At 46.7% G+C, this 26,859-nt stretch carries 26 protein-coding genes and 1 tRNA gene; 14 read left to right on the forward strand and 13 right to left on the reverse strand.

Features of this window, described 5'->3' with window-relative positions; all coding sequences use genetic code 11:
* Positions 1 to 31: 31 nt before the first annotated feature.
* Positions 32 to 466 (reverse strand): hypothetical protein, encoded by a 435-nt coding sequence (locus EBR25_01425; protein ID NBW39642.1) that lies wholly within the window; start codon positions 464 to 466, stop codon positions 32 to 34.
* 482 nt (positions 467 to 948) lie between these two features.
* Here EBR25_01425 and EBR25_01430 point away from each other — a divergent pair, with 482 nt between their 5' ends.
* On the forward strand, positions 949 to 6,375 hold the full coding sequence (locus tag EBR25_01430; protein ID NBW39643.1) for a hypothetical protein: 5,427 nt from the start codon (positions 949 to 951) through the stop codon (positions 6,373 to 6,375).
* 5 nt (positions 6,376 to 6,380) lie between these two features.
* Here the strand turns inward: EBR25_01430 and EBR25_01435 are convergent, their stop codons facing one another.
* Positions 6,381 to 7,181: a DUF541 domain-containing protein gene (locus tag EBR25_01435; GenBank protein ID NBW39644.1), complete on the reverse strand. Its 801-nt coding sequence runs from the start codon at positions 7,179 to 7,181 to the stop codon at positions 6,381 to 6,383.
* A 73-nt stretch (positions 7,182 to 7,254) separates the two neighbouring features.
* The gene (locus tag EBR25_01440; protein NBW39645.1) at positions 7,255 to 8,133 is read right to left on the reverse strand and encodes a DMT family transporter; all 879 of its coding nucleotides are present in this window, start codon (positions 8,131 to 8,133) and stop codon (positions 7,255 to 7,257) included.
* Between the two features lie 153 nt (positions 8,134 to 8,286).
* On the opposite strand from EBR25_01440, the gene EBR25_01445 reads away from it, so the two are divergent.
* Positions 8,287 to 8,535: a hypothetical protein gene (locus tag EBR25_01445; protein ID NBW39646.1), complete on the forward strand. Its 249-nt coding sequence runs from the start codon at positions 8,287 to 8,289 to the stop codon at positions 8,533 to 8,535.
* Between the two features lie 36 nt (positions 8,536 to 8,571).
* On the opposite strand, the gene EBR25_01450 is transcribed toward EBR25_01445, so the two are convergent.
* Positions 8,572 to 9,057, reverse strand: a complete 486-nt coding sequence (locus tag EBR25_01450) for a D-tyrosyl-tRNA(Tyr) deacylase (GenBank protein NBW39647.1) — start codon at positions 9,055 to 9,057, stop codon at positions 8,572 to 8,574.
* 92 nt (positions 9,058 to 9,149) lie between these two features.
* Positions 9,150 to 9,476, reverse strand: a complete 327-nt coding sequence (locus tag EBR25_01455) for a hypothetical protein (GenBank protein ID NBW39648.1) — start codon at positions 9,474 to 9,476, stop codon at positions 9,150 to 9,152.
* A gap of 280 nt (positions 9,477 to 9,756) precedes the next feature.
* Here EBR25_01455 and EBR25_01460 point away from each other — a divergent pair, with 280 nt between their 5' ends.
* The 3 genes from EBR25_01460 to EBR25_01470 all read left to right on the forward strand — a co-directional run bounded on the left by EBR25_01460 (position 9,757) and on the right by EBR25_01470 (position 12,413).
* Positions 9,757 to 10,236: a hypothetical protein gene (locus EBR25_01460; protein ID NBW39649.1), complete on the forward strand. Its 480-nt coding sequence runs from the start codon at positions 9,757 to 9,759 to the stop codon at positions 10,234 to 10,236.
* Between the two features lie 168 nt (positions 10,237 to 10,404).
* Positions 10,405 to 11,901 (forward strand): sugar transferase, encoded by a 1,497-nt coding sequence (locus tag EBR25_01465; protein NBW39650.1) that lies wholly within the window; start codon positions 10,405 to 10,407, stop codon positions 11,899 to 11,901.
* Positions 11,902 to 12,113: 212 nt separating this feature from the next.
* Entirely contained in the window at positions 12,114 to 12,413 is a 300-nt protein-coding gene (locus EBR25_01470) for a hypothetical protein (protein NBW39651.1), read from the forward strand.
* Between the two features lie 48 nt (positions 12,414 to 12,461).
* Here the strand turns inward: EBR25_01470 and EBR25_01475 are convergent, their stop codons facing one another.
* Positions 12,462 to 12,668: a hypothetical protein gene (locus EBR25_01475; protein ID NBW39652.1), complete on the reverse strand. Its 207-nt coding sequence runs from the start codon at positions 12,666 to 12,668 to the stop codon at positions 12,462 to 12,464.
* A gap of 224 nt (positions 12,669 to 12,892) precedes the next feature.
* On the opposite strand from EBR25_01475, the gene EBR25_01480 reads away from it, so the two are divergent.
* The 3 genes from EBR25_01480 (at position 12,893) to EBR25_01490 (ending at position 14,555) form a co-directional block, all read left to right on the forward strand.
* The gene (locus tag EBR25_01480; protein NBW39653.1) at positions 12,893 to 13,333 is read left to right on the forward strand and encodes a 50S ribosomal protein L13; all 441 of its coding nucleotides are present in this window, start codon (positions 12,893 to 12,895) and stop codon (positions 13,331 to 13,333) included.
* Positions 13,334 to 13,482: 149 nt separating this feature from the next.
* Positions 13,483 to 13,890 carry a 30S ribosomal protein S9 gene (locus EBR25_01485; GenBank protein NBW39654.1) on the forward strand — a complete coding sequence of 136 codons (408 nt, stop codon included), beginning with the start codon at positions 13,483 to 13,485 and terminating at the stop codon, positions 13,888 to 13,890.
* A gap of 203 nt (positions 13,891 to 14,093) precedes the next feature.
* Positions 14,094 to 14,555 (forward strand): hypothetical protein, encoded by a 462-nt coding sequence (locus EBR25_01490; GenBank protein ID NBW39655.1) that lies wholly within the window; start codon positions 14,094 to 14,096, stop codon positions 14,553 to 14,555.
* A gap of 182 nt (positions 14,556 to 14,737) precedes the next feature.
* On the opposite strand, the gene EBR25_01495 is transcribed toward EBR25_01490, so the two are convergent.
* The 6 genes from EBR25_01495 to EBR25_01520 all read right to left on the reverse strand — a co-directional run bounded on the left by EBR25_01495 (position 14,738) and on the right by EBR25_01520 (position 19,671).
* A complete protein-coding gene (locus EBR25_01495) occupies positions 14,738 to 14,983 on the reverse strand; it encodes a YqaE/Pmp3 family membrane protein (protein ID NBW39656.1) in 246 nt (81 codons plus the stop codon).
* 342 nt (positions 14,984 to 15,325) lie between these two features.
* Positions 15,326 to 16,606, reverse strand: coding sequence for an LPS export ABC transporter permease LptF (gene lptF / locus EBR25_01500; protein NBW39657.1), 1,281 nt, complete (start codon positions 16,604 to 16,606; stop codon positions 15,326 to 15,328).
* A 147-nt stretch (positions 16,607 to 16,753) separates the two neighbouring features.
* Positions 16,754 to 16,957: a 30S ribosomal protein S21 gene (rpsU, locus tag EBR25_01505; GenBank protein ID NBW39658.1), complete on the reverse strand. Its 204-nt coding sequence runs from the start codon at positions 16,955 to 16,957 to the stop codon at positions 16,754 to 16,756.
* Positions 16,958 to 17,553: 596 nt separating this feature from the next.
* Positions 17,554 to 18,531 carry a hypothetical protein gene (locus EBR25_01510; GenBank protein NBW39659.1) on the reverse strand — a complete coding sequence of 326 codons (978 nt, stop codon included), beginning with the start codon at positions 18,529 to 18,531 and terminating at the stop codon, positions 17,554 to 17,556.
* 16 nt (positions 18,532 to 18,547) lie between these two features.
* Complete coding sequence (locus EBR25_01515) at positions 18,548 to 19,168, reverse strand: hypothetical protein (protein ID NBW39660.1); 621 nt, start codon at positions 19,166 to 19,168, stop codon at positions 18,548 to 18,550.
* Between the two features lie 53 nt (positions 19,169 to 19,221).
* The gene (locus tag EBR25_01520) at positions 19,222 to 19,671 is read right to left on the reverse strand and encodes a hypothetical protein (GenBank protein NBW39661.1); all 450 of its coding nucleotides are present in this window, start codon (positions 19,669 to 19,671) and stop codon (positions 19,222 to 19,224) included.
* 28 nt (positions 19,672 to 19,699) lie between these two features.
* Here EBR25_01520 and EBR25_01525 point away from each other — a divergent pair.
* From EBR25_01525 to EBR25_01540, 4 genes are all read left to right on the forward strand, one after another.
* A tRNA-Gly gene (locus EBR25_01525) sits at positions 19,700 to 19,776 on the forward strand.
* 1 nt (position 19,777) lies between these two features.
* Positions 19,778 to 19,990: a hypothetical protein gene (locus tag EBR25_01530; protein NBW39662.1), complete on the forward strand. Its 213-nt coding sequence runs from the start codon at positions 19,778 to 19,780 to the stop codon at positions 19,988 to 19,990.
* A gap of 259 nt (positions 19,991 to 20,249) precedes the next feature.
* Positions 20,250 to 20,726: a hypothetical protein gene (locus EBR25_01535; protein NBW39663.1), complete on the forward strand. Its 477-nt coding sequence runs from the start codon at positions 20,250 to 20,252 to the stop codon at positions 20,724 to 20,726.
* Positions 20,727 to 20,873: 147 nt separating this feature from the next.
* A complete protein-coding gene (locus EBR25_01540; protein ID NBW39664.1) occupies positions 20,874 to 22,442 on the forward strand; it encodes a hypothetical protein in 1,569 nt (522 codons plus the stop codon).
* 72 nt (positions 22,443 to 22,514) lie between these two features.
* Here the strand turns inward: EBR25_01540 and EBR25_01545 are convergent, their stop codons facing one another.
* Entirely contained in the window at positions 22,515 to 24,230 is a 1,716-nt protein-coding gene (locus tag EBR25_01545; protein ID NBW39665.1) for a hypothetical protein, read from the reverse strand.
* 233 nt (positions 24,231 to 24,463) lie between these two features.
* Between EBR25_01545 and EBR25_01550 the strand changes: the two genes are divergently transcribed.
* A complete protein-coding gene (locus EBR25_01550) occupies positions 24,464 to 24,724 on the forward strand; it encodes a hypothetical protein (protein NBW39666.1) in 261 nt (86 codons plus the stop codon).
* A 52-nt stretch (positions 24,725 to 24,776) separates the two neighbouring features.
* On the forward strand, positions 24,777 to 26,798 hold the full coding sequence (gene nadE, locus EBR25_01555) for an NAD(+) synthase (GenBank protein NBW39667.1): 2,022 nt from the start codon (positions 24,777 to 24,779) through the stop codon (positions 26,796 to 26,798).
* Positions 26,799 to 26,859: the final 61 nt, after the last annotated feature.

Consider the following 26,859-nt stretch of genomic DNA (forward strand, 5'->3'; position numbering starts at 1 on the left):
ATCGAGTAAGAGAGAGATGCGATCAATGCCCTTATGGTGATGACTGTTGCTCTAGATGTTCAAGAAGTCTTGGAGTAATCCTTTCTCCTACAATCTGTTCCGGAGAGCTTTTCATCCGGCGACCTGGATCGGAGCGCTGAGCTTTATATCGAACATAAGCATCATAATTGGAAATCATAAGGTGATGTTCCTCTTCTTCAGAGAGTTCAACCGAGTTTGGCTCAGTAAGAGAACGGAGCAACTCTGAAGTCGGAGCTAAATGAGAGCTTTGTTCCTCTGGAAATGCCTCTTGAGTTTTCTGGATATCTGAAGGAATCGGCTCGTCTAGAAATATGTTGCTCTCATTATTTCTTGCCGGCTCTCTTAACGGAGCTCCTACTACCATGAGGATCAAGAGCAGGCATAGCATGCCAAAGAAAACTTTCCGCTTGTGATCGCGGCTTGGCTCGTTACCACCTTCTTTCATGAGATTTCTACCTCCGAATTAGTCGTTTTTGTTCAAACGCAAGGTTTGAACTCGAACGATTCAGAGAATTTCTTAATTATTGGACGGCAAGAAGCTGATAGGGATCGTAAAAACATGGATTCTCGTAGTAGGAATCTATGAATAATCATCACGCTTTCCTAAGAGATTCTATGTTTTCTACTCTCATATTTTTTTTGGGATTCTATATGTAAAGAATTCTTAGAAGGTTTCGATGAAGAACAATGCGGTCTGTCAATCAGGAAGATTCTGCTGCACCAACACTTCGGGCGTGGGGTGAAGGTCTCTATATAAACCTTTTTGGAGAGAGCTTGCGGAGGCTTTCCCCCGTGTCCGAATTTTCTTGGAGTTGTATGAGGATGATTCAAAGAATCTTTCGGTCTCTCGTCGCGCTATCTCTGTTTTTCTCCTTTTCTCTTCTCATTGGAAGTAATCAACTCTTCGCTCAGCCAGAGAGTGAGCAGATGGTTGCGGTTTCTCAGCCCATTTCATGGGAGGAGGGCACGTGTTTATTTACCCATCAAAAAGAATGGATCGAGGGACTGAGACGCATCTCTCCAGAGCTGAGCTCCTATACCAATGAGCAGATAACAGATGCGATATTTTCGATTCTTGGAGTAGAGGCAAGATCACAAGATTCGCTGGTCTCAGGCCAAGAGCTTATAGCAGCTGATTGTGATCGATTTGACTTTTCCTTTGCAGCTGACCTTCTCGATGCGCAGCTCGTCGAGCACTTTGACCTGAATTACGATATTCAACCAGCACAGTTTAATGATGAGCATCTTTTAAAGTTATGGGGAATGCGCACCAATCCAGGGGCGAACGCCGAGAATGCCTGGGCGGAAAATGGTGATGGAGAAGGAGTTGTCGTTACTGTCATTGATACTGGGATTGATTATACACACCCAGATCTCGTTGATCGGATGTGGGTAAATCCTGGTGAAATCGCGGGAAATGGTATCGATGACGATGGCAATGGGGTGATCGATGATGTTTATGGTGCAAATTATTATGAAAATAACGGCGATCCGAATGAAGCGAATGGCACGACTCATGGCACTCACTGTGCTGGAACTATAGGAGCTACTGGCAATAATGGAATTGGAGTTTCCGGAGTTGCTCCTCTAGTGAAGTTAATGGCTATCCGATTCCTTGGGCCGTATGGCAGTACGCTTGGAGCTATTCGCTCTGTGAATTACATGAACAGAATGAAGTCTGTTTACGGCGTGAATATCGTTGCTTCAAGCAACTCCTGGGGTGGTGGTGGTTACAACAGCACGCTCAAAGATGCCATTGATACCGCTGGTAGTCTTGGGATTGTATTCATAGCAGCTGCTGGAAACGACAATCGAGATAATGATACCTATGCACAATATCCAGCAAGCTATGCCTCTGACAATATAATAGCCGTTGCCTCTCATACCTCGAGTGGTTCCAGGTCATATTTTTCAAACTATGGCGCAACAACAGTCGATATTTCAGCGCCTGGCTCATCGATTTATAGTACATATCCAAACAACTCTTATCGCTATCTGAGTGGAACCTCGATGGCAACGCCTCATGTTTCAGGGGCAGTAGCAGTTTTACGGGCGGCAAAGCCTGATCTCTCCGTTTCAGAAACTATTGCACTTCTCTACCAACACAGTACAAATTTACCAAACTTCTCGGGAGGATTAACAAATCCACAGTCGGGACTTGATGTGGCGACAGCCCTATCAAATCTCACCGTGAATCAGCCACCACTTTTAGGCGCCATCTCCAATCAAAGCTTCTCAGCCTCGGCAGGGGAGGCGACTATTGTGGTCAGTGCATCAGATCCAGATCGGTATGGTGAAGGAGCCCCTGGTGCAGTGAGTAGCTGCGCTGTGGCAGTGCAGGGAACAACATCTCCTGAGGGCTATGCATTCTTTGAGAGTTTTAGTCCTTTTTGTGCCTCTGCAAATTGTGAAAGAGATGTCTATGGACAAGATCAAAAGCGTCTCTACGGAATGCACGGAGAAATATTTGAGCTCTCGGATGATGACACGATTCGACGAGTAGACGGAGGGCTGTCAGTAGAAATTGGTGAGTTTCCAGGCGCATTCTCCGACCCGAGTATTTTGACGGATCCAGTTGGTCCCGTCGCTCCAGCTTCCGCTGATTTTTCAGCAGAGTGTCTTGTTCGTGATGCAAATACTATTGAAATAACCTTCTCATGGAGCCAAATGTTTTGGGGCAGTGCTGCTATTCAGGCATCCGTCACCGATATCGAGGGTCTTGATGCTACGAGAAGTTTTGAGGTGACCGTCACATCACAGCCTCCTGTCATCTCTGAAATTTCTCATCAGAGTGTTTCTCTGGCAACAGGCGCGACTACGGTTCCATTTCAGGTAACCGATCCCGATGGAGATGCTGTAACATGCTCAGCTTCTGCTGCACCAGTTGTGACGTCACCACCACATAGTTCGTTCTACTCCACTTATTTGCCTCGGTGTGTTGCCTCGGATTGTTCTGGTCCCAATGGAACCAAGCTGTTGCTTGGGCAAGCGGGTGAATATCTTTTGGTTTCTTCGAATGATGAAGTGGTTCGACATGCAAATGAACAACGCACTTCACTCGGAAGTTTTTTAGGTGCGTACAATGATATTACTCTGCTTACCGCGCCCGTGTTCCCTTTAGAAACTGGGGCTATCACTGCTAGTATTTCTAACATTGGAGAGATCGGAGTTTCGTTTTCTACAGACCGAACCGGAGAGGCGACGGTTACAGTAACGTGTTCGTCACGTGGGGGAGTGGCAACTGAGAATTTCAATGTGATACTTACCGCGACACCTCCCGTAGTATCTTCACTCCCGAACTCTAAGACGTATCCTGGAGCCCGACTATCGATACCCGTTCAGATTGATAACGGAGAAGGAATTACACAGCTCTCGCTTAGAAAAGGAGCAGACCCATCCATGCGAGCCGCTCAGCTGGCAAGTGGTTTGTTTCTATCGCAATATGAGCCTCAGTATGATGACCTGCTCTATGCGGGCGCAAAATGGGTTCGAGGAGGCGTGAGTTATCTTCGCTTACAACCGTTTATTGATAGCTCTGGAGAGCTTCATGCCCTGGTTTATGCCGACCCAGAGCCGATCCTGCTTGCTCTGCTGCCAGGAGAGTACTACGAAGATCCGTGGCGCTTAGTAAACGCGTTGCCATCGCCTGTGGTAACCCCGAGTTTTCGGTTGACTGAAAGTACTGTATCCATCGATATTCCAAGCACGTATTCTTTCGGCACCATGGCCTTCGATCTGAGTGCACAGAAGGGCAACTATCGCTTGTCACAACGGTTTTATGTGGATGTTTCAAATACTCCGCCCACAGCAGAATTCACCTCAATTCATACTCTCGGGGGAGCTACTCAAAGCCTCGCGGTTCCACTTACTGTTCGCGATCCAGATGGTCAGCCAGTTCGTATAGCCCTTCAATCAGTGAAAGATATTGCACAAGAACTTGCGAAATTGGTGGAGACAAAAAGCCTCATCGCACGGAATTCTGATTATGATGGTCCGGGTTATGCTGTCTGGTCTCAGCGAGAGGCACGTTGGTATTTTGCGATTCCATCGACAGAGTCTCAAAATGAAGTCTGTGAGCTTCGAGGCGGAAGCAGTGATGGAACGCTCTATGAGATAATGCCATCCTCCTTTTGTGATGATCAAAATGTACTGCTCGATATTGCATCGTCTTCCGGTAATCCAAATGCGACACTCTCTTCAACGGGACAGGATGCATATTCGATAGAAATTTCTCCCAATGGCTCACGTATCATGCGTGTGACACTGACTCTCTTTGACGGAGCTTCTTATGCGTTCGCTCATATCTTCGTGATGAATAACAACCGTTCTCCGCAGATCGTAAAGCCAGATCAAGCGCTTGTCGCTCCAGGGACGGAAGTTGAACAGAGCATCTCAGTGCGTGATCCAGACGGTGATACGCTCTCGTACTCTCTTTCCGCAAAATCATGTAATCAGAAAGCTTATGAGCTTCAGCGAGAATACGGCCTCAGCTTTCATCGAAACTGCTCGCTTGCTTCTTCTGATTGTGAACAGGTGGGCGCCCGAAAGATGTTATATTCGTCGCGGTATTTTCGAGCTGTCTTTCTTTTTCTACGAGATGATATTGTAGAATTAAGCTTCGAGAGTGACGGGAGCAGTCCATTTGCGGAACTCCCCGTACTCTATTATCACTACATTCCCGCACTCTTGGCTCCGACGGCGACATCATCCTCTGTCCAGTCCTCACTTGTAGCAAACAGTAGTGATAGCGTAATGATAGCAATTCGCGCCGAATCAAATGCCTGTATCACGCTCTCCGCGAGTGACGGCGACTTGGAGAGTACTGAGAGCTGGATGATAGCAGTTTCGCAAGCGGTAAATAGTAGTGGCATTGTGATGAGAGATACTGATGGAGATGGGCTCTCAGATCAATACGAGACGAGAAATGGCGGAGATCCGTTTAATCCACAGATTGTGCAACGTGGGTTTACTGGAACAGCTATTGTGCCTTTCTCTCAAAGAGAGAAATCAGAAGTACTGTTTGTGGCGAAGAACTCTGGTAATGAGCCTGCCAGTGGTATGTTGACCGTATTTGACTCTTCTGGGAATACGATCAAGGAAATGGATATTTCTTTTGATCCCCAAGCAGAACAAAGAACAGTTGTATTTGAAGAACGAGCACAAGGAGATGGCCCATTCCAAGGGTGGTTGAAGTTTGTATCATCCAGTCAAACTCTGCGACCAGAGCTGATGCTTATTGGAGATAGTGCAGATAGCGAAGTGAGAATGATTCATTCACGAACTGCTTTTGCTAGTTTGAGCAATGCTCCTCTCTATACTTCGTATTATCGGCAGCACTTACTCCTAACAGACGGACACCTCTCATCTGTGCCTGCAGTTTGTAACGGCACCTGTAGTGCTCGTTTGCGTCTTGTGAATGTGGGCAGTGTGGCGGCAGAGGCACAAATCTCGGTCTACGATGAGAATGGGAGACGAGTTCTTGAGCGATATGAAATAGTCGAATCAGGTCAATTGCGAGATATATCGTTGACAGAGGAACTTCCTCTTTCATTTAGCGGTAGTATCACGATCGAGACAGAAACGAGAGATGTGATTGCATTTGCTGAAGAGAGTGCCCTGAGTTCTGGTGCTTTCGTATATATCCAGCAGTTTGCTGCGCTTTTAGGGGATTTGATGAATGGCATTGGAGTGTATGAAGAGATAGGAGAACGAGAGAGTGGAACGATATCTCTTCTGAATACGAGAGTTCTTCGCTCTCTTTCTGTTACGGTATTCATTGCCGATGAAAATGGGTTTCCTCTGATTCAAGATGAATATGTCTTGGGTGCAAAAGAACGAAGAGATATTGATCTCCAGAAGCTCTTCCAGGGTGAACATCAAGCTCTCACGGTCACGATCACTACCGATGCACCCCAATCTTTACTGGCATTCCAACATAGAGCGTTAAGGGATCAATACGGACTTATTACATTCTTCAGTTCAGCGATGGCTGATGGAGCAGATGTCGAGCAGGTACTGGCACACTGGGCTACTCTCAAGAAGTTGGCACTCCAGGAGAAAAAGACTGGAGATATCAAAGATGCAAGGATCGAGCTACTGAAGATAAAAAGGATACCCAATAAGAACCGAAAGAGGAGATTTTTCGTCCGCATTGAAGATTCAGCAGAGCGACCAATTGCTAAAATACCATTCAAAGTATGCTTTACCAAAAAGTCAGGAGGAGAGAGGTGTAGAAGACGTAGGGTGTTCTCTGATGAGGCAGGAAGAGTGGGATTCAAGCTTCATCCTAGGAAACTAGAGAGTCTTTTCTTGAGAGCAGTAGATGGAGGCCGGGTAGTTCGCTTTGCGAGATAGAGGTATCACTCGATATCATAGAGAGCTCTTACCTCTACTCGTACATCAACTGGCCGCGACTCAATCTCTGGAGCGGCCTGACTTTCAAGAGCCAAGACTCTCTTTGATTGAGAAAAACTGTCGTACATCGGTGCATATTCCTGAGGCACATCGTGTTCACTCATCGAAATCATTTCTCCAAGTGATACGCCCGCACCGTATGCTATTTTCTTCGCTTTCTCCTGAGCATTTCTAGCCGCGGTCACCAGACACTTTTCACGCTCTTTTTGCATACGTTCAGGTGAGACACTCAGTCTGAGTCCTGATACCGCATAGACATTTTCTTTTGAAGCAACTCCAATAACTTCCCCAAGTCGATCAATTTCAGCACTTTCAAAACGTGTTGTCATTGTTGCTTTAAATCCCTGACATTCCTTTTTGCCGTTGTGATAAGTACACTGCTCCCCAATGTGAAAGTTCTCAGTCTCACTGAAAAAGTCCTTAAGTCGTAACGCTTTGATCTGCTCTTTTAGTCGCCGGTGATCCTGCACAGTCCGTTCAGATGCTTTGCTTGGCTCGTTGGCTGTAGAAGCAGAGCTTACTTGAATACTTCCTCTATCTGGTTCAACTTTTGTAAGACATTGACCGCTTACTTCAATGTGTCTGTGTCGCTGAGTATTCAGGTGCCCAGTATTTAAGGGGGGCTCGGAAAGGACCGTAACTGGGCTAAAGAGAGTGCTCACTGAAATTACGCAACAAGCGAAGATGGTGAGAGCAGGTGTTGTGACATTACTTATTAACGTCGCAAAGGCAGTTTTTTCTGTCATTACTTCCCTTTTTTTGAGAAAAGTTCATTTTCTACAGTTGTACGAGGATTCGTCTTAAAGCGAAAGGGAATACTCACGCGCTCTCTAGCGCTTTCTTTTCTCGCGAGCCTCGAGCAATGGTAATCCCTGAGATGATTGTGAGCATCGCCCCAAGAACGGTGAGCAGGTCGGGAAACTCCTGAAAATAGAGAGCTCCAAAGAGAGCGGCAAAGAGAGTTTCTGAATAGAGGAAAGGAGAGACTTCACTGGCAGCGCCGTATTTATATGCAAGGGTAAACAGGAGCTGAGCGATTGTTCCCACAACTCCTGCTCCAAGGACATAAAAGAGCTCTGCATGATCGAGTTTCGTGAATGAAGAGCCAAAGAATAATCCATATCCAACGGTTGCTGTCGCAGTATAAACAAACACGATCATGTAAGAATGCTCTGTCTGTTGTAGTTTTCGTATCACGACTCCTATTAATCCAATTACGACAGCTGCACCCAGTGCCGCAAGTCCTCCCAGTGCAAGCACGTTGCCAGTTGGTTTGATAATCAGTGCGATGCCAATAAAGCCAAGGAGACTATAGAGCAGTAAGTTTCTTGTAGGGCGCTCTTGTAGCCAGAGAGCTGCAAAAATAGCGGTGAACAGTACAGAGGTTTTTATAATAACAGACATATCAACAAGGGGAATAACAGAAGTCGAATAGAAAGAAAGCCCCATCGCAATACTTCCAAGGAGGGCGCGCAGGAAGAGCAGTGGAGTGTTCTGGCCCCGGAAAGGGATTCCTTGGAAGAGCATCAATAGAGACACGGTGAGCGCGGTTACTGCAGAGCGGATACATACAATTTGTGGGACAGGAACGCTTGTAGCAGCGGCCTTTACAAATGCGACCATCATGGCAAAGCCAAGGCCTGCACCCAACATGCACAGGATGCCAAGGGAGCTTGAATGGCGGGATAACGACCTCATAATCCTCTAAAAAGTGAGTTAAGAGAGCATGTTCTCATCTCCTCGTCAAATTCATGGAAATAACAGCACATGTTACGTAAAAAGTGTCATATCAAAGATAAGACCGGTGGAGTATGCATGTTACTCCGCAGTGAGTACACTGGAAGAGTTTGTATGGAGCACCAGAGAAAAAACAAAACGCAGCTTGCTCTCTTGGGTGTTGTTGCTACGTTGGTTATCTTCATGACACCACTTTCGTTTGCTGAAGCAGCTCCTTCTTGCGCTGTGAATAATCCGATGCCTGAGCTTTCTTCTTTTCAAGATATACTCGATTTCATCATTCAGATTTCTCTTTATATGCTGCAAGTAGTAGTGAAGTTCATCTGCGGAGGATTGCAAGTTTTTGGGATCTCCTGTTCATAGCGTTTCGCTTGAAAAAGTCTACAGCGAGGAAATCACTTAATTCTCAAGCATGAGGGTAACGGGACCATCATTCACCAGTGAAACTTCCATATCTGCCCCGAATTCCCCTGTTTGCGTTGGAATGCCTGAGTGTTGAAAGGCCTCTACGAAGGTATGGTAGAGTTTTTCAGCTCTTTCAGGCTCCATTGCTCTAAAGAAATCTGGTCTTCGTCCTTTTCGGCAATCTCCAAAGAGAGTGAATTGTGAAACGATAAGGATTTCTCCCCCACGAATATCAAGCACTGACCGATCAAACTTGCCTTCTTCATTCGGGAAGACCCGCAGTCCGAGAAGCTTGTCTCGCATCGGTATTATCTTGGCATCGGAATCTTCTTTAGAGAAACCGACAAACAGAAGAAGACCTTGTCCTATCGAGCCGCTCGTATATTTTCTTGATGAAAGAGCTTTTGACTCTTCTCCTTCATGAGATGCAGGAAGGATCTCTACTTTTGCTTGCAATACTCTTTGTAGTAGGACTCTCATAGCGCCTTAGGATAATCAGTCTGGATCTCTGGAAACCCTATAACTGAATCCGCAGTTAGACAAGAATCATTAATCATGATTGATGCAGTGATTTACTGATCGATATTCACGCCGAGAAAATCTTGGAGAGCGGTATGTACTTTAGCAGGTGTAAGTGGTTGCCGTATGACAGGACAGCGAAACGCTTCAGGTGTAGAGCAGTTTCCAACGAGAAGACACCGCTCTTTTTGGGGAGTGGAGAGCGAATCGTAGAACAGGGGCTCGGTCACCACTCGCTCTGCGGATAAGAGTTCTTGTAGTGAGTGAAGCGTCTCAGTTTGAAATCCAAGCGAATGAAGAAGCTCGCTAAATGCAGCTGAAATATTTCCATCAAGAAAATAGAGGCTGATAGGACCCTGTTCTGAAAGGGGCTGGCGCATAGAAAACCTTCTTAAAAGTGACGAGAACCTCTGGCAGTTATTATTTCCTGCTTTCATTAAGATGATGTGTGAGTTGAAGGGGCTGCGGAAATTTAACCGAGTATTTTCAGGTAGGTACGTTCCCACTTTCGATTGAAATCTGTGACGTAAAGGAGGAATTGGTGAATCCCAATTATTTTTGTTTAATCTTTTTAAAAGTGTACTGTATTCCCAGAATGGGGGAGACAACGGCCACCGGCGAGAGAACAAAGATTGAGACACTGCATCAATTAGAGGGGACATGTTTGAAAGACTGAAACAGCTTGGAAGAGAGCTTATCGATCCAGTAGGAAGTGAGCGGGAACGCCTCACACCAGATCAGCGTGATGCAGTTTCGGTTGTTGAAGAATCGATTACGAACAATCCATCCAGTTGGATGTTTGAACTTCAAGACGTGAGTAAGAATCTCCCCAGTTTTTTTGTTCCCTACGGAGCCACTCAGAAGAGGCATACCATTCTGCAGCAGGATGGAACTGACTATCAGTTGAGAGAGTTTAGAGCAGTTCCAACGGTTCATAGTGCGTGCACTCCCGCGATTCCCATACAGTATAATTCTCTGTACTCTCGTGAGAATGATTCGCAAGGTGATTGGCAGTTAGTGATTGGAGATCCGCACTCCTTTCTCGCTCAAGAGCTGTTAGACAAGTTGAGATATGCACAAAATTCTGCCCTGGGAGATACGTCTTTTCCCGATGCTTGTCGGGAGAACCGCCCTGAGTGAGTAGGGGGTATGAGGCCGGACAGAGTTATGATTGAAGAAGGCGGTAGCTTGAGCGAAGCCGAGCCCTTTGGACGAATCCAACATCTCCGTGGAGATACGAGAAGCATTTGAACAATTCGGGCAAAAACTCTATCCTTCATCCGACGATAAAGTACTGAGGTAAGCTGCATGTTAAAAGAGAACTGGCGCACTATTTCTCGAATTGAGCGTGTAGGCGACTTTCTAATCATCATCGCTTCATTTTTTATCGCTTATCATGGGCGAGAATCGCTTCTTTTCTGGAACTCTCTCTTTGGATTTGGAATCCCTTTTGAAGGTGAGCATTTAGCACCGATGAAAGACTATGCTTTCATCCTCGTGCTAGCACTGATGTTGTATGGATTTCTCCTTCAGATACTTGGTGCATATACCAGTATGCGATTTCGTACTTCGCTGGAGCTGTTTGGCATATCTCTCGTAAGTTCCATTCTCGTATTTTTTGGATTAGCAGCTACCTTGTTTCTTTTGAAACTCGATCTGAGTAGAAGTTTTATCCTGCTTTTCTGTACGTTAGTTGGGATGAGCCTTGCTGCGCAGCGGGCCGTCGTGCTTGAGATTTTACGATACTGGCGCAAGCGAGGAATGAATTTTCGAAGTGTCATTATTGCTGGATTAGGCGAACAGGCGATTCAACTTGCTCATGAAATATCAAATCGTCCGGAGCTTGGTGTAAGAATCCGTGGATTTGCGGATTTAGAGGATGACATCGCGAGGAGCACTGCCAGAGCTCAATTTTTTAAGGATGCCCTCACTGCGAGTGGTTATAAGACTACGGTGGGAAGAATCCTCCAGGGGAGTGATGCAGTAAAAAAAGCGCTTAAGGATTACGCAATTGACGAAGTAATATTTACTGATCTGTTGCGGGTCATGAATGAGGTAAGAGATTTAATCGATATTTGTGCTGAACAAGGAATTAGAACGACCATTGCCGCTGATCTTTTTAGTGTAGGCATTGCGAAGTCACGCCTGAGCTATTTTGGAAGTATGCCACTTATACATTTTGAGACTCCGCCTGGTGATCGCTGGGAGCTTTCATTAAAGCGCGGTCTCGATGTCTGTATCTCACTTATACTCATGGTGCTGCTTGCTCCAATCTTTCTCGTGATCGCGCTAGCAGTTCGTTTTTCATCACGAGGTCCAATATTCTTCATACAACGTCGTGTTGGGCGAAGCGGAAGATTTTTTAACCTCTATAAATTTCGTTCTATGGTTGAAGATGCAGAGTCTCAATTAGCTGGGCTACAACATCAGAACGAGATGGAGGGGCCAGTGTTTAAAATAGCAGCTGATCCACGTATCACAAAATTCGGTCAGTTGCTCCGTCGGTATAGCCTTGATGAGTTGCCACAGCTTTTCAATGTCCTGAAAGGCGACATGAGCCTGGTAGGTCCCCGACCTCCGGTGCCAGGAGAAGTAAATCTGTATGAAAGGCGAGATCGTCGGAGACTTTCAATGCGACCTGGATTGACGTGTACCTGGCAGGTGAATGGTAGAAATACAATCACAGATTTTGAAGATTGGGTAAAAATGGATCTCGCTTATATTGATAACTGGTCCCTTGCTCTGGACTTCGCTCTTCTCTTAAAGACGATACCCGCCGTCTTAAGTGGGCACGGAGCTCGGTAGGCATCCGCTGGAGTTTTTCGTCGGTGCTTTTTTGAAGTCCTTTCCCCTGATGATTTTGAATACGAGATTCTCGTAGGAGTGCTCAACCCTCTTGAAGTAAATTCTCACCTAAGTGTCAGGGAACAGAGAGCCTCCGAGTGGAAGGAAATGGGTTGCCCAGAAAGCGCTTAAGGCATTACTGAAAAGTGTCGATCTCTTTAAATAGCTGGAGAATGGAGGTTGTTTTTTGCCTCATATTTTTCATCTCAGTTGTAGTTTGTAGTCTGTTGTTGGTTGTTATGGTAGTAAAAATCATCTTTCGCTCTTCATCGAGCGACTCCTCTTTTTCTTATTCTCCCGAAACGAAATATGACGAAGTGCTGAAGTCGGCTTCAGAGAAGCGTATGCGGCTTTTGGAAGAGATCGAACTTATAGGCGGTGAAATCCTTGAAAACGTAAAGAGAGCGATTTCGAGGGATAGTGAGAAAGCGATTGAGGCAAGTGGGGAATTCTACCGGCTGGATCAGGTGTAAGTTCGAATAACTGAGGGTAGCCTAATAAAACCAAGTTAATACAGGTAGTTAGCTAGGCATGACTCGAGCTTGTCTCTTGAGATGGAGAGAGCGAGCCTCAGTTTCAGAGACTTCATCCCGCTTTCTCCACGAATCTTGGCCGAAGAGTTGATAAGTATCCCAAAAATGGTAATCTTTTGGGCCTAGCTCGCGTAAACAGTTTTGGCTCTTTGTGTCGTAGAACTGCTCTTTGTGTCCTGGAAGAACTTCTGCCAAGAAGGTTTGGCTGTGAAACTTTTGGCTGTGAAACTTTTGGCTGTGAAGAGGGGACGTGAAGAAAGCGTAATCGAGTGCGCCAGATACGGGGTGAACCTGTGCTAAAGAATTGCGTGTGCGCTTTTTGATGAAGTGAATTAGCTGAGCCAGAAGGCAGGATTAGCTGAGCCAAAGGTATTTGTTGAGAGAGTACGCGGAGAGAGAGAGCAAAGAGGAAATAAAAAATGGAATCAACATTTCAGCTTTCAAAAGAAGCAGCGGTAACAGACAGAAAATGGCACGTGATAGATGCAACTGGTGTTCCATTGGGGCGCTTAGCGACTCAAGTAGCGCATCTCATTCGCGGAAAGCATAAGCCGACGTTTACTCCCCACGTAGACTGTGGAGATTTTGTTGTCGTGATTAATGCCTCTAAGGTAGTTTTGAAAGGGAAGAAACTTCAAGACAAGCAGTATCATTCACACTCTGGATATATCGGTGGAATCAAATCGGTGTCCGCCGCAGAAATGCTTGAAAAGCACCCTGAGCGAATGATTCGGCTCGCTGTGAAGCGAATGGTGAAGCGAGGAGCGCTCGGGCATCAGATTATTAAGAAGCTCAAGGTGTATCCAGGTGCTGAGCACCCACATTCGGCGCAACAGCCGCAGCAAGTTGTCTTGCACTGAAGGCGTTTGGAGCTGAGCGAGAAGAGGTTTAGGAAACGGGCTTCATCCGAACAAGAGCGATAGATGGTCTATTGGCTCAGTACAAGGTGAAGCGAGTTGAATGAAGTTACAACGAGAGATAAGGAAAGTAGATAAAGGACTGTAGAGAGATGGTTGGTACGAATTCAAAGAGAGGCATCCACACTATTGGAAGAAGAAAGAGCGCAGTTGCAAGAGTCTACCTCCGAGAGGGGAAGGGACAAATTACGGTCAACTCAAAACCGATGGACCAGTATTTTGCGCGAAAGACATTGCAGATGGTTGTGAACCAGCCGTTCGAACTTCTTGAGAACCGAGAAAATTTTGACGTCCTCGTCACCGTGCAGGGCGGTGGAACATCTGGTCAGGCGGGTGCTGTTAGGCACGCTTTGTCCAGAGCGCTCGACGAGTCGAACACAGAGGAATTTCACACTCCATTGAAGGAGAAGGGATTCTTGACCCGTGATTCGCGAGCAGTTGAGAGGAAGAAGTACGGTCGTCATAAGGCAAGAAAGCGGCCTCAGTTCTCGAAGCGTTAAGAGACAAATCAGATTTTTCTGTGGTTTGCCCAGGGCGATGGGCTTATCACACTGCGATTGGAGGAAGCGGCTCGTTGAATGAAACGAGCCGCTTTTTTTTGTGCTATTCTTTGCGCAGCTCCCTCTAAAAAGCATCTCTTCCGCCACCTTCATGCGTGCGTTACCGTGCATGTGTCACTATTATTTGAGCTCTAGAGGTAGTCATGAAGCAGCATCCAACTCTTTTCCTTGTGCATTTTGTAGCAACCGCTGCCATGACTGGACTTATCTGGTTTGTTCAGGTTGTTCACTATCCAATGTTTAGTGATATTCCTGCTGAGGCGTTTCTTACATACGAGATAGAGCATCAGCTCCGTACTTCATCTGTTGTTATTCCCTTCATGATGACGGAGTTTTTGACAGGCTGCTATCTTGCCCTTCGGAGTAGACCTCTGTTGAGCGGAAGAGATCTTATGCTTTTCAGGGGTTCGATGTTCTTGCTCGCTATCGTATGGGGTTCTACCTTTCTCATCCAGGTGCCTCTTCATGAAGAACTCTCTCAAACTGCAGATCCATATCTCATTGACTCTCTCGTATGCTCGAATTGGATTCGCACTATTTGTTGGAGCATGCGGAGCCTGATATTAGGCGCTCTTATGGTTCAGTGGTTGATTATAAAAGAATGAGTTCAACCGAGGAGGATGGTAAGAATAATAGCCAATCCCATGATAACGGCGAGCGCTGAGCCGAATAATAGGAATGACTCACGGCGGGTAGTAATACGCGCCTCGATGGGGAAATGAGTTCTTTGAGTATTCAAAGCACTGATAAGTGAACGAAGGAAAGAAGATACCGACATTGATGCTCCTTACTCTGGTGTCGAGGTTGGGGTGTTGTGGCCTTTCCGCTGGGGTTGCGAGCTTAAAAACCAGATCGCATGAATAGCCCCGGGGATAAATCCGAAGCAGGTAAGCAGGAGATTAATCCAGAAGGCTCTGCGCAATCCAACCTCCAGAAACATCCCAAGCGGCGGGACTATCGCACCAAGCAGGAGTGGCCATATTTCTGCGGGTGACGCATCATCGTGAGCCTTGGCGCTGTCTTCTAAAGTCATACTCTCAGGAGTCTTTGTTTGTTTTGTGGTTCTCAATTACAGAGAGAAAGCTATCAAAGACCGTGTGGTGAATGAGATGATCAGAATTCTTTTCCGTATTCATTGTCGTGACCATCGTCATACGCACGGTCTACTGATTCCATTAAGGTGTGTTCAGTACAGGGGGTTACCTCCGAAATGAGGGCAGGGAAGGAATTTCTAGCCGGAAAGAGCATAGAGAGATTCACGATAGATTCGAGATTTTCTTTCTCTTTCATAATCGGCTCTTTGCAAGGTCTCTGTTTTTCGAAGGTGCCTCTTGTACGCTTTTTCGATTTATATGACTAAGCGAGGAGGGGGTGGTTACTGCTCAAGTTTGTAGCGCTTGAGAGTAAGCACGCCCTTGAGACCCTGGAGGATAGCTGAAAGTCCATCAGAGATAGTTTGCCACCGCTCAGTTGACATTTGTTTTAGAAAAATCGCTGCAAGTATTCCTGTGATAATCGTTGGAGCCCATGCCCCAATCAGGAGGGGGACCGCTCCATTTTCAGCGATAGATCGAGTAATTGAATAGAGAGCAAAGTAGGTAAGAAAGGCGATAAAGCCGATCAGAGCCGAAAGTCCTACTCCCCAGGTTCGCTGACTTCTTGGAGATTGAATACCAAGTGGCATTCCGATGAGGGCGAGTAAAAGGGTCGCAAAGGGCAAACTAAAACGAGCATATATCTCGAACAATACCTTCCTGATTCGATCTGTTAACTCCTCTCTTGTTGCCACAGGCGGCTGGACTTCCGCTGTGGTGGTGTCAGGTTCTACTCGCTGCTCTTGCTGTTGCGAGTCTAGTTGTTGCTTTAAGACCTGATACTCTTGCTGGAGTTCGCCCCAGTAAAGTTCCCGAACCCGTCTTTCTTGTGGCACTCCACCCGAGCCGTCAAGCTTGTTTGCATCAAGCACTATCTGATTCGATACATATCGAGTGAGGATATATCTGCCGTCTGATTCTTCGTGTATCTCTCCGTCTCGCAGATTAAAGTTAATAGCTCTGTTCTCTCTGTCTGGTTGGATGGTCCCTTCTTTTGCAAGAATGACGCGAGTAGAGCCTGTGGCAGTCAGTTCATCAATTAAAACGTTTTTCATCTCACCCGTTTTTGGCTCGATCTCTTCTGCATAAAGAATAATCTCCCCCAAATCGTTAAAGACACCAGGTTCAAGGCCAGCAGTGCTCTTTGTTCGGGCTATCTCAAAGAGCGTATTGGAGAGAGTTTTAAAACCCCATGGCTTAAACGAATGACTGATAAACAGTGCGAGCAGAGTTACGCATGCACCGAATATCATTACCGAGCGTAAGAGTTGAAAGAGGCTAATTCCGCTCGCTCGGATAACGATCACTTCAGAGTCACCAGAGAGACGGGCAAAGGTAAGGATGGGAGCAAGTAGGGCTGCAAGCGGCACCGCGATTTCTAAAAAGGCAGGGACTACGGCCAGGAAGACCATGCCGACCTGAGAGAGTAACACCCCTTTATTTACGATAAGAGAAGTGAGCTTGAGGACACGAATAGTGAACAGTACGCCAGTGAAAATAAATAGCGTAATGGAGAAGTATGTGAAGAGCTCTCGCAGGATATATCTAGAAAGGATTCTCACCTATGGTACCTATTCGCTATACGTTTCGATGCTCCACTATTAAATGGTTTTTAACAGCCTGTGACAAGAGAGCGTATAGTCTTGATTGCTGTAGGTACAAAAAAAGCCCCGTAATAGGAGCTTTTTCTTTACCTTAATGATGCGTTCTTAGAACATCATCTGAGACTTTTGTCTTCGCGACTCTTCTTTACGAATCTTCTTAAGCGATTCTTTCAATTTTCTTTTTTTCTCTTCGCTTGGCTTAGAATAATAACGACGGGCTTTGAGCTCCTTGAATAAGCCTTCTTTGATCAGTTTTCTCTTGAGCACTTTAATCGCTTTCTCTACGCCGTGATCGACCACTACTTCCATTGCAGCGAGCTTTGCTCGTTCTGATGACTGAGGCTTTACACTCATGTATTTTTCCTTCGACATACCGTTTAACAACTCTTTTTCTTTACTATCGTTTTCCAATTTCGTTTTCCATCCTGCTGACAACACCGTTGATTTCGCAGAGGTAAGCGCTTTGGGCCACGCAAGCCACTGATACTCAGCAACTGACACTAAGCAACTGATACTCTTTTGGCACCTCTCTCATTACAATGTTCCCACTATACATGAGCGAACCGTTCTCACTTCCTGCCTCATTTCTGCGAGTAGGAGTAGTTCTGAAACAAGGTGCGACCTTCACCGCTTTTTAAGCCCGTTCATACAATTGCCAGAACGAATCATGGCTCTTTTTATAAACGACTCTCATTACAGCCGGTCTCAAAAAGGAAGAGGCAAATCCAGCAAACAGCTGAATAAACTCTTATTTATCCTCTTCGTTCGTCGTAGGAGAGTATGCTTCTGTGAGAAACAATGCAAGTCTGGGAGCGTTTTAGAGCGGCTTCACGAGGTGGCTCTGAGGGAGAATAGAGCAGGGGAATACGGAAGTTTCCCGTAAACACCTGAAATGGCTAGAGAAACTAGATTTCTAATGCCCTCACCACGTGTTTTGAGCCGTTTGCTACAAATTTTATAAAGACCACCTCCTGTGGGCAGTTGTATCGGAAAGGGAGCTCAACGACGCCAATTCCTCTTGAGGTGAATACGGTGAAATTATCGACGATGTTTAGCCCATAGCCGTACTCTTTTGACCGAATGTTGTAAGTGAGCACCCCAAGCGTGGGAAGTGATACTTGCCCACCGTGCGTATGTCCACACAGGACAAGTGCATCTTTTGGAATTGTCCCCTCACACTCTTCTACTAAATGATCAGGATTATGGGTCAGAAAAATCTTTAAACTATTTTTGTTATCAGAGAACTTTGGCGGCTGAGGCATTCCTATCCAGTAGTCATCAGCACCAGCAAGTTCGATTGTGCCCATGCCGTCGAGCATAATATCGCTTCTTTGATTAACAAGGAGCTCGCCTGTGTATTTATGAAAGAGTAGGCTTGCTTGTTGCGGAGAGTGCCAGCAATCATGATTGCCTCGTACTCCAAAGATTCCATAACGTGATTGGAACTCAGCGAGCGTTTGAAACAGATCGGTGTAGATAGAAGCGACAAGCTCTTCCCCTTTGAGTTCTCGAAAGAGAGAGTTTCGTCTTGGTGTGATTGCTTGAATGAGAGCTGAGTCCGGTGCCCAAATATAGTCTCCACCAAGAAGAATGATATCAACCTTACGAGCATTCACGACCTCTTTTATTGTTGTTAACCATTTTGGATCCATCGCGGCACCGTGATGAATATCGGTTATAAATGCGAGTTGTAGATTATCAAATCGTTCAAGGTGTTCTGGGAGCGGGATTGATACCTCAGTAATTTCCAGAATCCCTGTGGTAAATCCAGAGGAGGATGAGATGTATGGTGTCGCTTTTGATGGGGAGTTCGCAACCGAGAGGAGGCCTAGTCCAGTGGCACCACTAAAGAGTCCAAGTTTTAAAAAGTCTCGCCGTTTCATTCACTGTACATCGTCATTATTGAGCTTTTCTTTTCGCATGTGCTTCACGAGCGCGGTGGCTTCTAACGGCAGAGCTCCATCCTCCAGAGTGTATCCATTGATCGAAGCTTGATATCTGGGGATGGCGCTTTTCCAGAGCTCGAAACTCGGGTCCGTGCCATCTGGTTCTTTCCCCCTTTTGTCTAATAGAGTCGCCCAGTACAGCATGACACATCTCATGATAGAGCAGGGGAGAGAGCCAATGGAGGTGTTTGGGGTGATTCAGCTCTTGAGCTACGCGAACTCGAAGAGAATCAATATTGCACGATGCGAGGGTCCTGAGCTGCCGCCGTTTGCTCCAGACAACGCGGTATTCTCTGAGTTGAGTTTCCTCTGGGAAATATTCGCTAATGAGCGACTCCCAAATGCGAGCTAACTGAGGATCACTTTTTATCCTTCTTGATGTCCGAGCGTGTTTTTTGTGCCTTTGCTGGGTGTCGACAGACGGGGCTTCAGAAGAAGGTAAGACGGTATGTTTTTTCCGTGAGGGGGTAGCCCTCACTGGAGACGGCGACGGGAACAGTCCAAGTTGTTCGCCTGCTTTATAGAGGTTTCGAGAGGTGCCTCTGACCACTTTCTCAAACCAGTGAAGGGGCATATAGGTATCCTCTCACGTCTGAATCTGTCTGGGCTCGGAGTTGCAGCTCTAAGCTATTTGCCAGAGAGTGTAGCAAAAAAATCTGCAATCAGATTCTTTCCTGATTCCGATTCTTGTTCTTTTACCGCTGAAAGAATCTGTTCAAGCTCGCCCGCATCCAGCCAAATGCCTTTTGAACTTGGGCATTGGTCTACGATGACACCCATTATGGTGATTTGTTCTAGTGGTTCGCCTGTGATGGGGCTTTTTCGCTTCTCTTGATCCTCTTGTCGGTGAGCGATTCGCTCTAATGCTTCTTGGTTTTTTTTCTGGAAGTAATCATTTTCTAGTGCTTTTCGGCGTTCATCAAGGCTATCTGACATGGCTCCTCCTCTCGGCGACCTTTCATGGCCACTATGACGGTACTCTACTGAAAGCAGAAGGGAAGGAAAAGGGGCTTGAGGATTTACCCGCCAAACGGCGATCATCTCTTCTTCAGTCTCGTGAGTTGACTTTTTTACCAACTCCTCGCTAATCTTGCGTCTGACCTCTGCGGGTGTAGCTCAGTTGGCTAGAGCGCCTCCTTGCCAAGGAGGAGGTCGAGGGTTCGAATCCCTTCACCCGCTCCACATGATTCTCCCTGTTTCTCCCGTTTCAGAGTTTCTCCCGTTTCAGAGTTTCTCCCGTTTCAGAGTTTCTCCCGTTTCAGATTGCTTTGCGCCCGTTTCATATCACCCCTTTACACCTATTAGGCTTTTGCAACTGTTAGGATTGATTCGTGCTCTGGTCAGTTTCAGTCGCTTTGCTGTCTGTCTCAAGCTACGGTGCTCATTTTTCCTTTAGTATCGAGTAAGAATTCCTCCTCTGAGCTTGGTGTTTGTAGGAGTAGGAATCAGCTAATATGAAATGGAGCCAGAAGGGTGGAAACTCAACACCCTATGTGCTTCATTATGCAGAGCTTCTTCGCTGTCCCGAATATGTGCTGCTCCCGCTATCCTGGATGTTGCACCAGACATGTACTGACTTTTTTTACTGTACGTCAGCAAAGAATATTTGAGACATTTGTTTGCGCGACTATGGGATTATCTCGTATCCTTAACGTATGAAGAACAGAAAACTGATAAATGCACTTCAAGTCGCGATTCATCAGCTTCGAGCCGGTGCGCCGTATGAGTGGGGCCATGTTGGTCGGTGTAACTGCGGCCACTTAGTGCAAGCACTCGTTGGTATTTCGGCCGGAGAGATTTATAGGAATTTTGGACAAGAGCTCGATGAATGGTCAGAGCACTCTAGAGACTATTGCGGAGTGAGTGGCAAACCAGTCGAGCAGATTTTTGAAGAGCTTCGTCATGTTGGTTTCTCAGCCGAGGATGTGCAGCATCTCGAGTATCTTTCAGATCCAGCGGTGCTTCGGGCTCTTCCGGGAGGATTTCGCCATTTAAGACGAAATAGTCGGCAAGACCTCCTTCTCTATATGGAAACCTTGGTGGGACTACGAGAAGAGCCCCTCTGTTCGCCGGTCTCAAAGCGAGAATTCCCCTTACGGTCTCAGAACGGCTCCAAGAAAAAAGCTGCGTAAGTCCCTTATTCAATTGTGGGTAAGCCCGCCCTCCTTCATGCCAACTCGAATCATGATTTGAAATTCTCTCGAGGATTACGTCACTCCAGCGCTTCAATCAGGCATAAAATACAGATACAGGGGGAGTGTAAGGAGGCGCGGCTAGAAATGGCACTTGAACCTGTACCGAATCAACAATCGTACTCAATACCGACTCTTTCAGTCGCACATTCTCAATTTGAGCGAGACACAAGTGGTTTTAACAGACGGGTCTACCACCTATCTGACGGGAGTGAAGTCTTCTTCCGAGGTCGGGAAGAATCAGTCACTCTTGAAGGGGGGAAAGGGATGCAGAATGTTCTGGTGGGCTCTGCGTCCAACTGGCTGCTGTCCCCAAATGAGCCTCAGAGCATTGCCCGCCATAGAGATGTAAGAGGAGTCGGAGGTCAGTCAACGGCCGTTCGAATCAGTGCGAGCAAAACACTCTCTGGAGTGCTAGAAGTTGCATGTTTCATGAGCCCCGAACACCAAGAAGCGCAAAAGCTCCGAGAAGAAGTGAGGCAGGGAATCTACTCCCAAAAATCTCATGACCTGCTTGAAGAACTTGTTGCATGTAATCTCTTTGGGAATTCAGGATTCTCCGCTGATGAGTCCCATGCAGAAATGTTAGTAATAGAAGCTCTGTTAGGAGAGCAGCAAGCGAAAAACATGCTGGATTCCAGAGTGGACGCCTTTCGGAGACTCGTTACGAATAAGCTCTCGACGTATACCCCAGAGATTGAGGCAGGACAAAAAGCACTATCTCCATCTGAGCTGGTGTGTGTCCACGCCACACGGTTTCTCCCTGAAATGAAAGGAGACGGAACAGTATGTATCGCTTCTACTGCAAGTGCCACCGATCATAAGTTTATTCGAAACACCGTTCACCTGAGTCTGAATCATGTTGTGCAATCTCACGTCTTTGGCAATTGGGAGGACTGTCCTTATGTAGTCATCTCTCCATTCGAAAAAGTGATTGAACAAAGTGGCAAGCCACATATGCTCAATACCGTTGATACATGGTGGACGTTAAATCCTGGGGAGCCGCTCATCATGCCAGAGGCACATGTCATACACTTTAATCCTGAGGCGCAAGGCACACTCTTCGATGACTCAATGCCAGGAATTACTCGTGTCAAAAAGGGGCCCTATCTTCGGAGGGATCGAGACGAGCTTCTTGATGAAGTGTACGAGCATCGAGAGCTTAATAGTTTACCTGTTGTTGAAAGACTCAAGAGAGAGTTTCGGAGTGTAGAGATGCACGATGCCAGAACTGGAGCAGAGGATGAGAAAATTACGTTGCAAGAGAATGAGTTAATCGGTAAGGCAATCCTTGAAGTTGCAACAGCTCGCACCTTATGCCGCGCAGGGCATGTCCCCCATAGCGGGGGAATGTGGGCTTGGGATGGAAACTCCATGGAAGCAACGGCAGAAACAACGCAGCTTGCAGCGCAGATGCAGGTCTTTTCAGGGAATCACTCAGACTCCTTTCAAGCACGTGCGGAAGGTCTGTTGGCATGGTCCATTGGTAAAGCCACGAAAAGGTGCGAGGACGATTCTTTGGTGGAGGATTCGGGGAAGATTCCGACTCCTCAGATTGAAGAGGATTTCGTTCAGGTTTTGACCGTTGAGACTCTGCGCTCACTGTATGAAGCAGGCATTTTTTTCGGGAGATGTGGCCGAGGAGATGACTCGTAAGAGGGTATTCCCGTTGCCAGAATCACCATCAGCGATATTCAGTGCCGTTGTTAAAGAGAGAGAGAGAGTATCTTACTCGAATTGGAAAGAACATGAGCCATTAAACTGAACTTGCGCTTGCGCAACTTTGGGGTCAGTTGAGCAGTAATTCATATTTTCTAGCCGTTCAACTTCGCAAAGCGCTTTCAATGGATCCAGCGAGGAGGAAGAAAAATCCATTTCAACAACGACATCGGCTTCGATGTCACAATTGAACTCTGAAGAGTCGAATGTTGGATTTGGCTCTACATAGAACTCATCTGTCAGGAGTTCAACATCGTCTAACTTGAATAAGTATTTATTTTCCGCTGCGGCTAAATATCGATCATCTCGAAACTCCAGCGCAACTTGAAAGCCCTCACCCGGCGCACCATCCTTTTCATCTCGAAATGCCCCCTCCATGAATCGAGTCTCTGTTGTGCTATCGGCAAGAAACTTGACAACGGTGTATGCTCTTCGATTCGGCTCAAATCCATTTGTCGAATAGGTTTTCATCTTAATCTCGGAATTGGGTTCTATTACCATCGAAGTTTTAAATGAGTCATTAAATGTTGTATTTTTAAACTCCAGATCGAGAGTTCTTTGGAGCCTAGGATTAAAGACTACTTCTTTTGCACCAGAGCGGCGCGATGTGCCGAGGTATCCCGTCACACGTGATTGAAAGGCTTCCCCAAATTCATCACGCACAAATTGAAGTTCTATCTTCCCATCGCGACGAATATTCGCCATTTCTTTTCCAACTGGAGTGGAGCCAGTCGGGCCACAAAAGAAGATGTCATATCCATACTGCGATTTTCTCTCCTTGAGGGTGCTTTTGTTCGTCGGAGTGATAAAGATTCTCTGCTGATAATCTTCTTCTAACTGAGAAATATTTTCTCCTGGTTGACCATTTTGCATTCCCTTTACCCGAACCTCTATGGTTCGAGTGTCGTCTCCGAGTGGTGCGTGAAAAAGTTTACGGGGATTCCCATTCGGGATGCGTTCTAATCCTGATATTACGGTGATGCCAGAAGACCCGACGTAGTCAGGAACGTTTCGGAGATAACAGAGGCTAGCAGATGAGTGAAGGAGCTCCTCAAGAGCTCTTCCCACCCCTTCAGTCAGAAAGCATCCAGCTACGCCAGCAGAAGTACCGTCAGCCACACCCCCATAGAACTCATTGCAATCGTCCAAGGTGGCCTCATCGGAGATAATCCGATCAATAACACCATCACGCCAGAAAAGGGAGGAAATGTCTTGTGTTGGGATGTCTTTCAAAAAGGGAGGAGTGCCAGATACCGCTCTTGACCAAAGACCCTGAGCTCTCGACTTCTTTAGAGAGAATACGACCTTGTTCAGCGAGGGGGTGTTTTCAAGATTTTTTACGCTTCTTGCCGGGACAAGGCTCTCACAGCTCCGTTCGGCCTTTCTTCTCAGCTTAGGGGTAACGTTTCGGCCGGACTTTCCCTTGAACTGTCGAAGACGCCACCTTTTGTTCGATCCATATTCACATTGCGCTCTTAGGTTTTTCCCGTTCGGCTTGGGGACTCGAATAGTTGTCTTTGGTCCAGCCAGGGTAACGGAAGGGAGAAGGGTCAGCGCCAAAGCTAAAAGGAGTATCAGTGTAGCGTGTGTAGCATTATAGAAGGCGGAAGAAGGAGCGAGTTTCCGATGGATGAAAGAGAAATGGTACTCGTGTTTGCTCTTCCAAGAACGATAATGCCCTTGTGGTGAGACCAGGGGGCTCTTTGTATTGCCAGCGCTATCCATCAGAGGGGCTAATCGACACATTTTGTCTTCTTCTTGAATCGAAGTTGGCTCTACGTTTTTTTTGTAGAGTAGCCACGCAAATCTTAAGTTCGCGATATATCATAGTATACAGTGCTTCTTGGTAATCTGACATATATAATTTATCCTAACGGCGAGTTGCTATTCGTCAGAATGCCAACGTAAGCTATGAAGAGATGAGCCAGACAGATTAAGTAGTGAGAGGAGGTGTGAGGATGCAGCCCGAAGTCTTGGAGTTTTTACAGTGCCCTGTAACGCAAGAGAAGCTCACGTTGGCAAATGAAAAGGTGCTCGCCAAACTTAATGAATTGGTGAGAGCAGGTGACCTGATTGCCGTAGATGGAAAGCAAGCGGTCAGCGAATTAGAAGGCGCACTTCTCTGTAATGCAGGAAAAAGAGTTTATCCGATCAGGGGTGGAATTCCGCTCCTATTGGCCTCAGAGGCGTTTGAGTTGGAGAGTGAAATCTCTGAATGAGACAGTTGTTTCAAGGGCATATCATTAGCAGTGTCCATAGAGAGGAAAGAGAATGAAAGTTATCAGAGTTGCAGCCGTCAGTCTTAATCAAACTGCTGGGGACTGGAGCGGAAATGCCGCGAGGATAAAAGAGGCTCTCGATGAACTGAACAGGCGGGAGGTGTCAGTCGCGTGCCTACCTGAACTGTGCATTTCTGGATATGGCTGTGAAGACAGCTTCTCTCATCCAGTAACCTCGCATTTAGCTCAAAAAGCTCTTAAGGAGATACTGCCACACACGAAAGGTCTGGTTGTAAATCTAGGTTTGCCAATCTTTCTGCATCGAGCCCTTTATAACTGTACTGTTGTTTGCGCGGATGGCGAGATTCTCGGTGTTATTCCGAAGAAGTCTCTTGCTGGAGATGGGATTCACTATGAACCTCGATGGTTTAAGGCGTGGCCAGAGGGAATCACGGATCAGGTCCGTTTATTCGGAGCGGTGTATCCGATCGGAGACCTGATCTTTGATATTCAAGGAGTGCGAGTTGGTTACGAGATATGTGAAGAGGCGTGGACGACCGAGCGCCCAGCTCGGAAACATGCTGCATCTGAGGTTGATATTGAGTGTAATCCAAGTGCAAGTCACTTCGCATTCGGGAAGAAAAAGATTCGAGATCTGTTTGTGCTTGAGGGCTCCCGAGCTTTTTCTTGCGCGTATGTCTATGCAAATTTACTTGGATGTGAGTCGGGTCGGCAGATTTATGATGGGGGGAACCTGATTGCGCTTGATGGAGAGATGATTGCCCGTGGGGAGCGCTTCACGTACGGAGATCACCTCATTACAACAGCTGACATTGATATTGACTATTCACGAACGCTTGTCGCAAAGAAGCATTGGGCGGATCCAAAGCCTGGTCAAGATATTGAAGGGGTAACGTGCGTGGAAAGCTCGTTTGCAGTGAGAGAAATCAAAAAAGAAGGAACACTTCAGTACCAGTCGGTTGGTGAGGAGGGTTGGGAGTATTCAGATTCTCCAAATTTTGAGGAGTTTGTGCGAGCAGTGTCTTTGGCCCTCTTTGATTATATGCGGAAGAGCCGTTTAAGGGGGTTTGTTGTCTCGCTCAGTGGTGGGTGTGATTCGAGCTCCGTCTCATTGCTTGCGGGACTTGCTGTGGGTCGGGCTTTCAGAGCGCTTGGGGTTGAGGGGATGAGAGAACGACTTGGATATCTCAATGATTCAGAAGTGCCAGCCTCTGAAGAAGAGCTGCGAACCAAATTTCTCACTACGGTGTGGCAGCAGACGAAGAATAATTCCCTAGAGACGAAAGAGGCAGCGCAAGCCGTGGCCAAGAGCGTTGGAAGCCTGCATCACGAAGTTGAGATCGATGAATGGGTGGCGAGCTACCAACAAGAGATCGAAAGGTGTTTGGGAGGAGAGGGGTTGACCTATGAAAAAGATGGTCTCGTGCTCCAGAATCTTCAGGCACGCCTTCGCAATCCTCTTCCGTGGGCGCTTGCGAATGCCGAAGGAAAGCTGCTGTTAACCACGAGTAACCGGAGCGAATCCGCTCTCGGATATTGTACCATGGATGGTGACACTGCTGGTGGGCTCAATCCAATTGGTGGGGTCGACAAAGCATTTTTGCGTCGATGGCTTGTATGGATGGAAAAGGTCGGTCCTTCAGGGGATGCACCAGTTGAGGGTTTGCATAAGGTGAATACTCTCACCCCAAGTGCAGAGCTACTGCCATTGGAAGCGCATCAATCAGATGAGGGAGAACTTGGACCTTACGAAGTTTGCGCTTTCATCGAAGAGCATTTTATGAGGAGAGCGCAATCTCCTGTGGAGATTTACCCGGAGCTTCTCGCAACGTTTGGAAAGGAGTATTCCTCTGCTGAACTCATGCAATGGCTCAGGAAGTTCTTTATCTTGTTTGCTCGTAATCAGTGGAAGCGGGAGCGGCTTGCGCCTTGCTTTCACGTCGACCACATGAATTTAGATCCGCGAACATGGTGTCGTTGGCCAATTCTCAATGGCGGATTCGCCGAAGAGTTGGAAGAGCTGGAGGCAAAATACGGAGTGACGTATCACTAGGAGTTTATATGCTCCTGGTAACGCTCATACGAGTTTTGAAGTCCCATCCAATACTTCTCGT

The organism is bacterium, from assembly GCA_009926305.1.
Classification (GTDB): Bacteria; Bdellovibrionota_C; UBA2361; order UBA2361; family RFPC01; genus RFPC01.

Bases quoted from the DNA above. Each gene is read 5' to 3' on its own strand.
- nadE (NBW39667.1), top strand. From the start codon at position 24,777: ATGAAAGTTATCAGAGTTGCAGCCGTCAGTCTTAATCAAACTGCTGGG.
- EBR25_01485 (NBW39654.1), top strand. From the start codon at position 13,483: ATGGTTGGTACGAATTCAAAGAGAGGCATCCACACTATTGGAAGAAGA.
- EBR25_01455 (NBW39648.1), bottom strand. From the start codon at position 9,476: ATGCGCCAGCCCCTTTCAGAACAGGGTCCTATCAGCCTCTATTTTCTT.
- EBR25_01550 (NBW39666.1), top strand. From the start codon at position 24,464: ATGCAGCCCGAAGTCTTGGAGTTTTTACAGTGCCCTGTAACGCAAGAG.
- EBR25_01515 (NBW39660.1), bottom strand. From the start codon at position 19,168: ATGCCCCTTCACTGGTTTGAGAAAGTGGTCAGAGGCACCTCTCGAAAC.
- EBR25_01460 (NBW39649.1), top strand. From the start codon at position 9,757: ATGTTTGAAAGACTGAAACAGCTTGGAAGAGAGCTTATCGATCCAGTA.
- EBR25_01495 (NBW39656.1), bottom strand. From the start codon at position 14,983: ATGACTTTAGAAGACAGCGCCAAGGCTCACGATGATGCGTCACCCGCA.
- rpsU (NBW39658.1), bottom strand. From the start codon at position 16,957: ATGGAAGTAGTGGTCGATCACGGCGTAGAGAAAGCGATTAAAGTGCTC.
- EBR25_01545 (NBW39665.1), bottom strand. From the start codon at position 24,230: ATGGATAGCGCTGGCAATACAAAGAGCCCCCTGGTCTCACCACAAGGG.
- EBR25_01510 (NBW39659.1), bottom strand. From the start codon at position 18,531: ATGAAACGGCGAGACTTTTTAAAACTTGGACTCTTTAGTGGTGCCACT.
- EBR25_01470 (NBW39651.1), top strand. From the start codon at position 12,114: ATGGAGGTTGTTTTTTGCCTCATATTTTTCATCTCAGTTGTAGTTTGT.
- EBR25_01440 (NBW39645.1), bottom strand. From the start codon at position 8,133: ATGAGGTCGTTATCCCGCCATTCAAGCTCCCTTGGCATCCTGTGCATG.
- EBR25_01435 (NBW39644.1), bottom strand. From the start codon at position 7,181: ATGACAGAAAAAACTGCCTTTGCGACGTTAATAAGTAATGTCACAACA.
- EBR25_01465 (NBW39650.1), top strand. From the start codon at position 10,405: ATGTTAAAAGAGAACTGGCGCACTATTTCTCGAATTGAGCGTGTAGGC.
- EBR25_01480 (NBW39653.1), top strand. From the start codon at position 12,893: ATGGAATCAACATTTCAGCTTTCAAAAGAAGCAGCGGTAACAGACAGA.
- EBR25_01445 (NBW39646.1), top strand. From the start codon at position 8,287: ATGGAGCACCAGAGAAAAAACAAAACGCAGCTTGCTCTCTTGGGTGTT.
- EBR25_01535 (NBW39663.1), top strand. From the start codon at position 20,250: ATGAAGAACAGAAAACTGATAAATGCACTTCAAGTCGCGATTCATCAG.
- EBR25_01490 (NBW39655.1), top strand. From the start codon at position 14,094: ATGAAGCAGCATCCAACTCTTTTCCTTGTGCATTTTGTAGCAACCGCT.
- EBR25_01450 (NBW39647.1), bottom strand. From the start codon at position 9,057: ATGAGAGTCCTACTACAAAGAGTATTGCAAGCAAAAGTAGAGATCCTT.
- EBR25_01430 (NBW39643.1), top strand. From the start codon at position 949: ATGGTTGCGGTTTCTCAGCCCATTTCATGGGAGGAGGGCACGTGTTTA.
- EBR25_01530 (NBW39662.1), top strand. From the start codon at position 19,778: ATGATTCTCCCTGTTTCTCCCGTTTCAGAGTTTCTCCCGTTTCAGAGT.
- EBR25_01425 (NBW39642.1), bottom strand. From the start codon at position 466: ATGAAAGAAGGTGGTAACGAGCCAAGCCGCGATCACAAGCGGAAAGTT.
- EBR25_01540 (NBW39664.1), top strand. From the start codon at position 20,874: ATGGCACTTGAACCTGTACCGAATCAACAATCGTACTCAATACCGACT.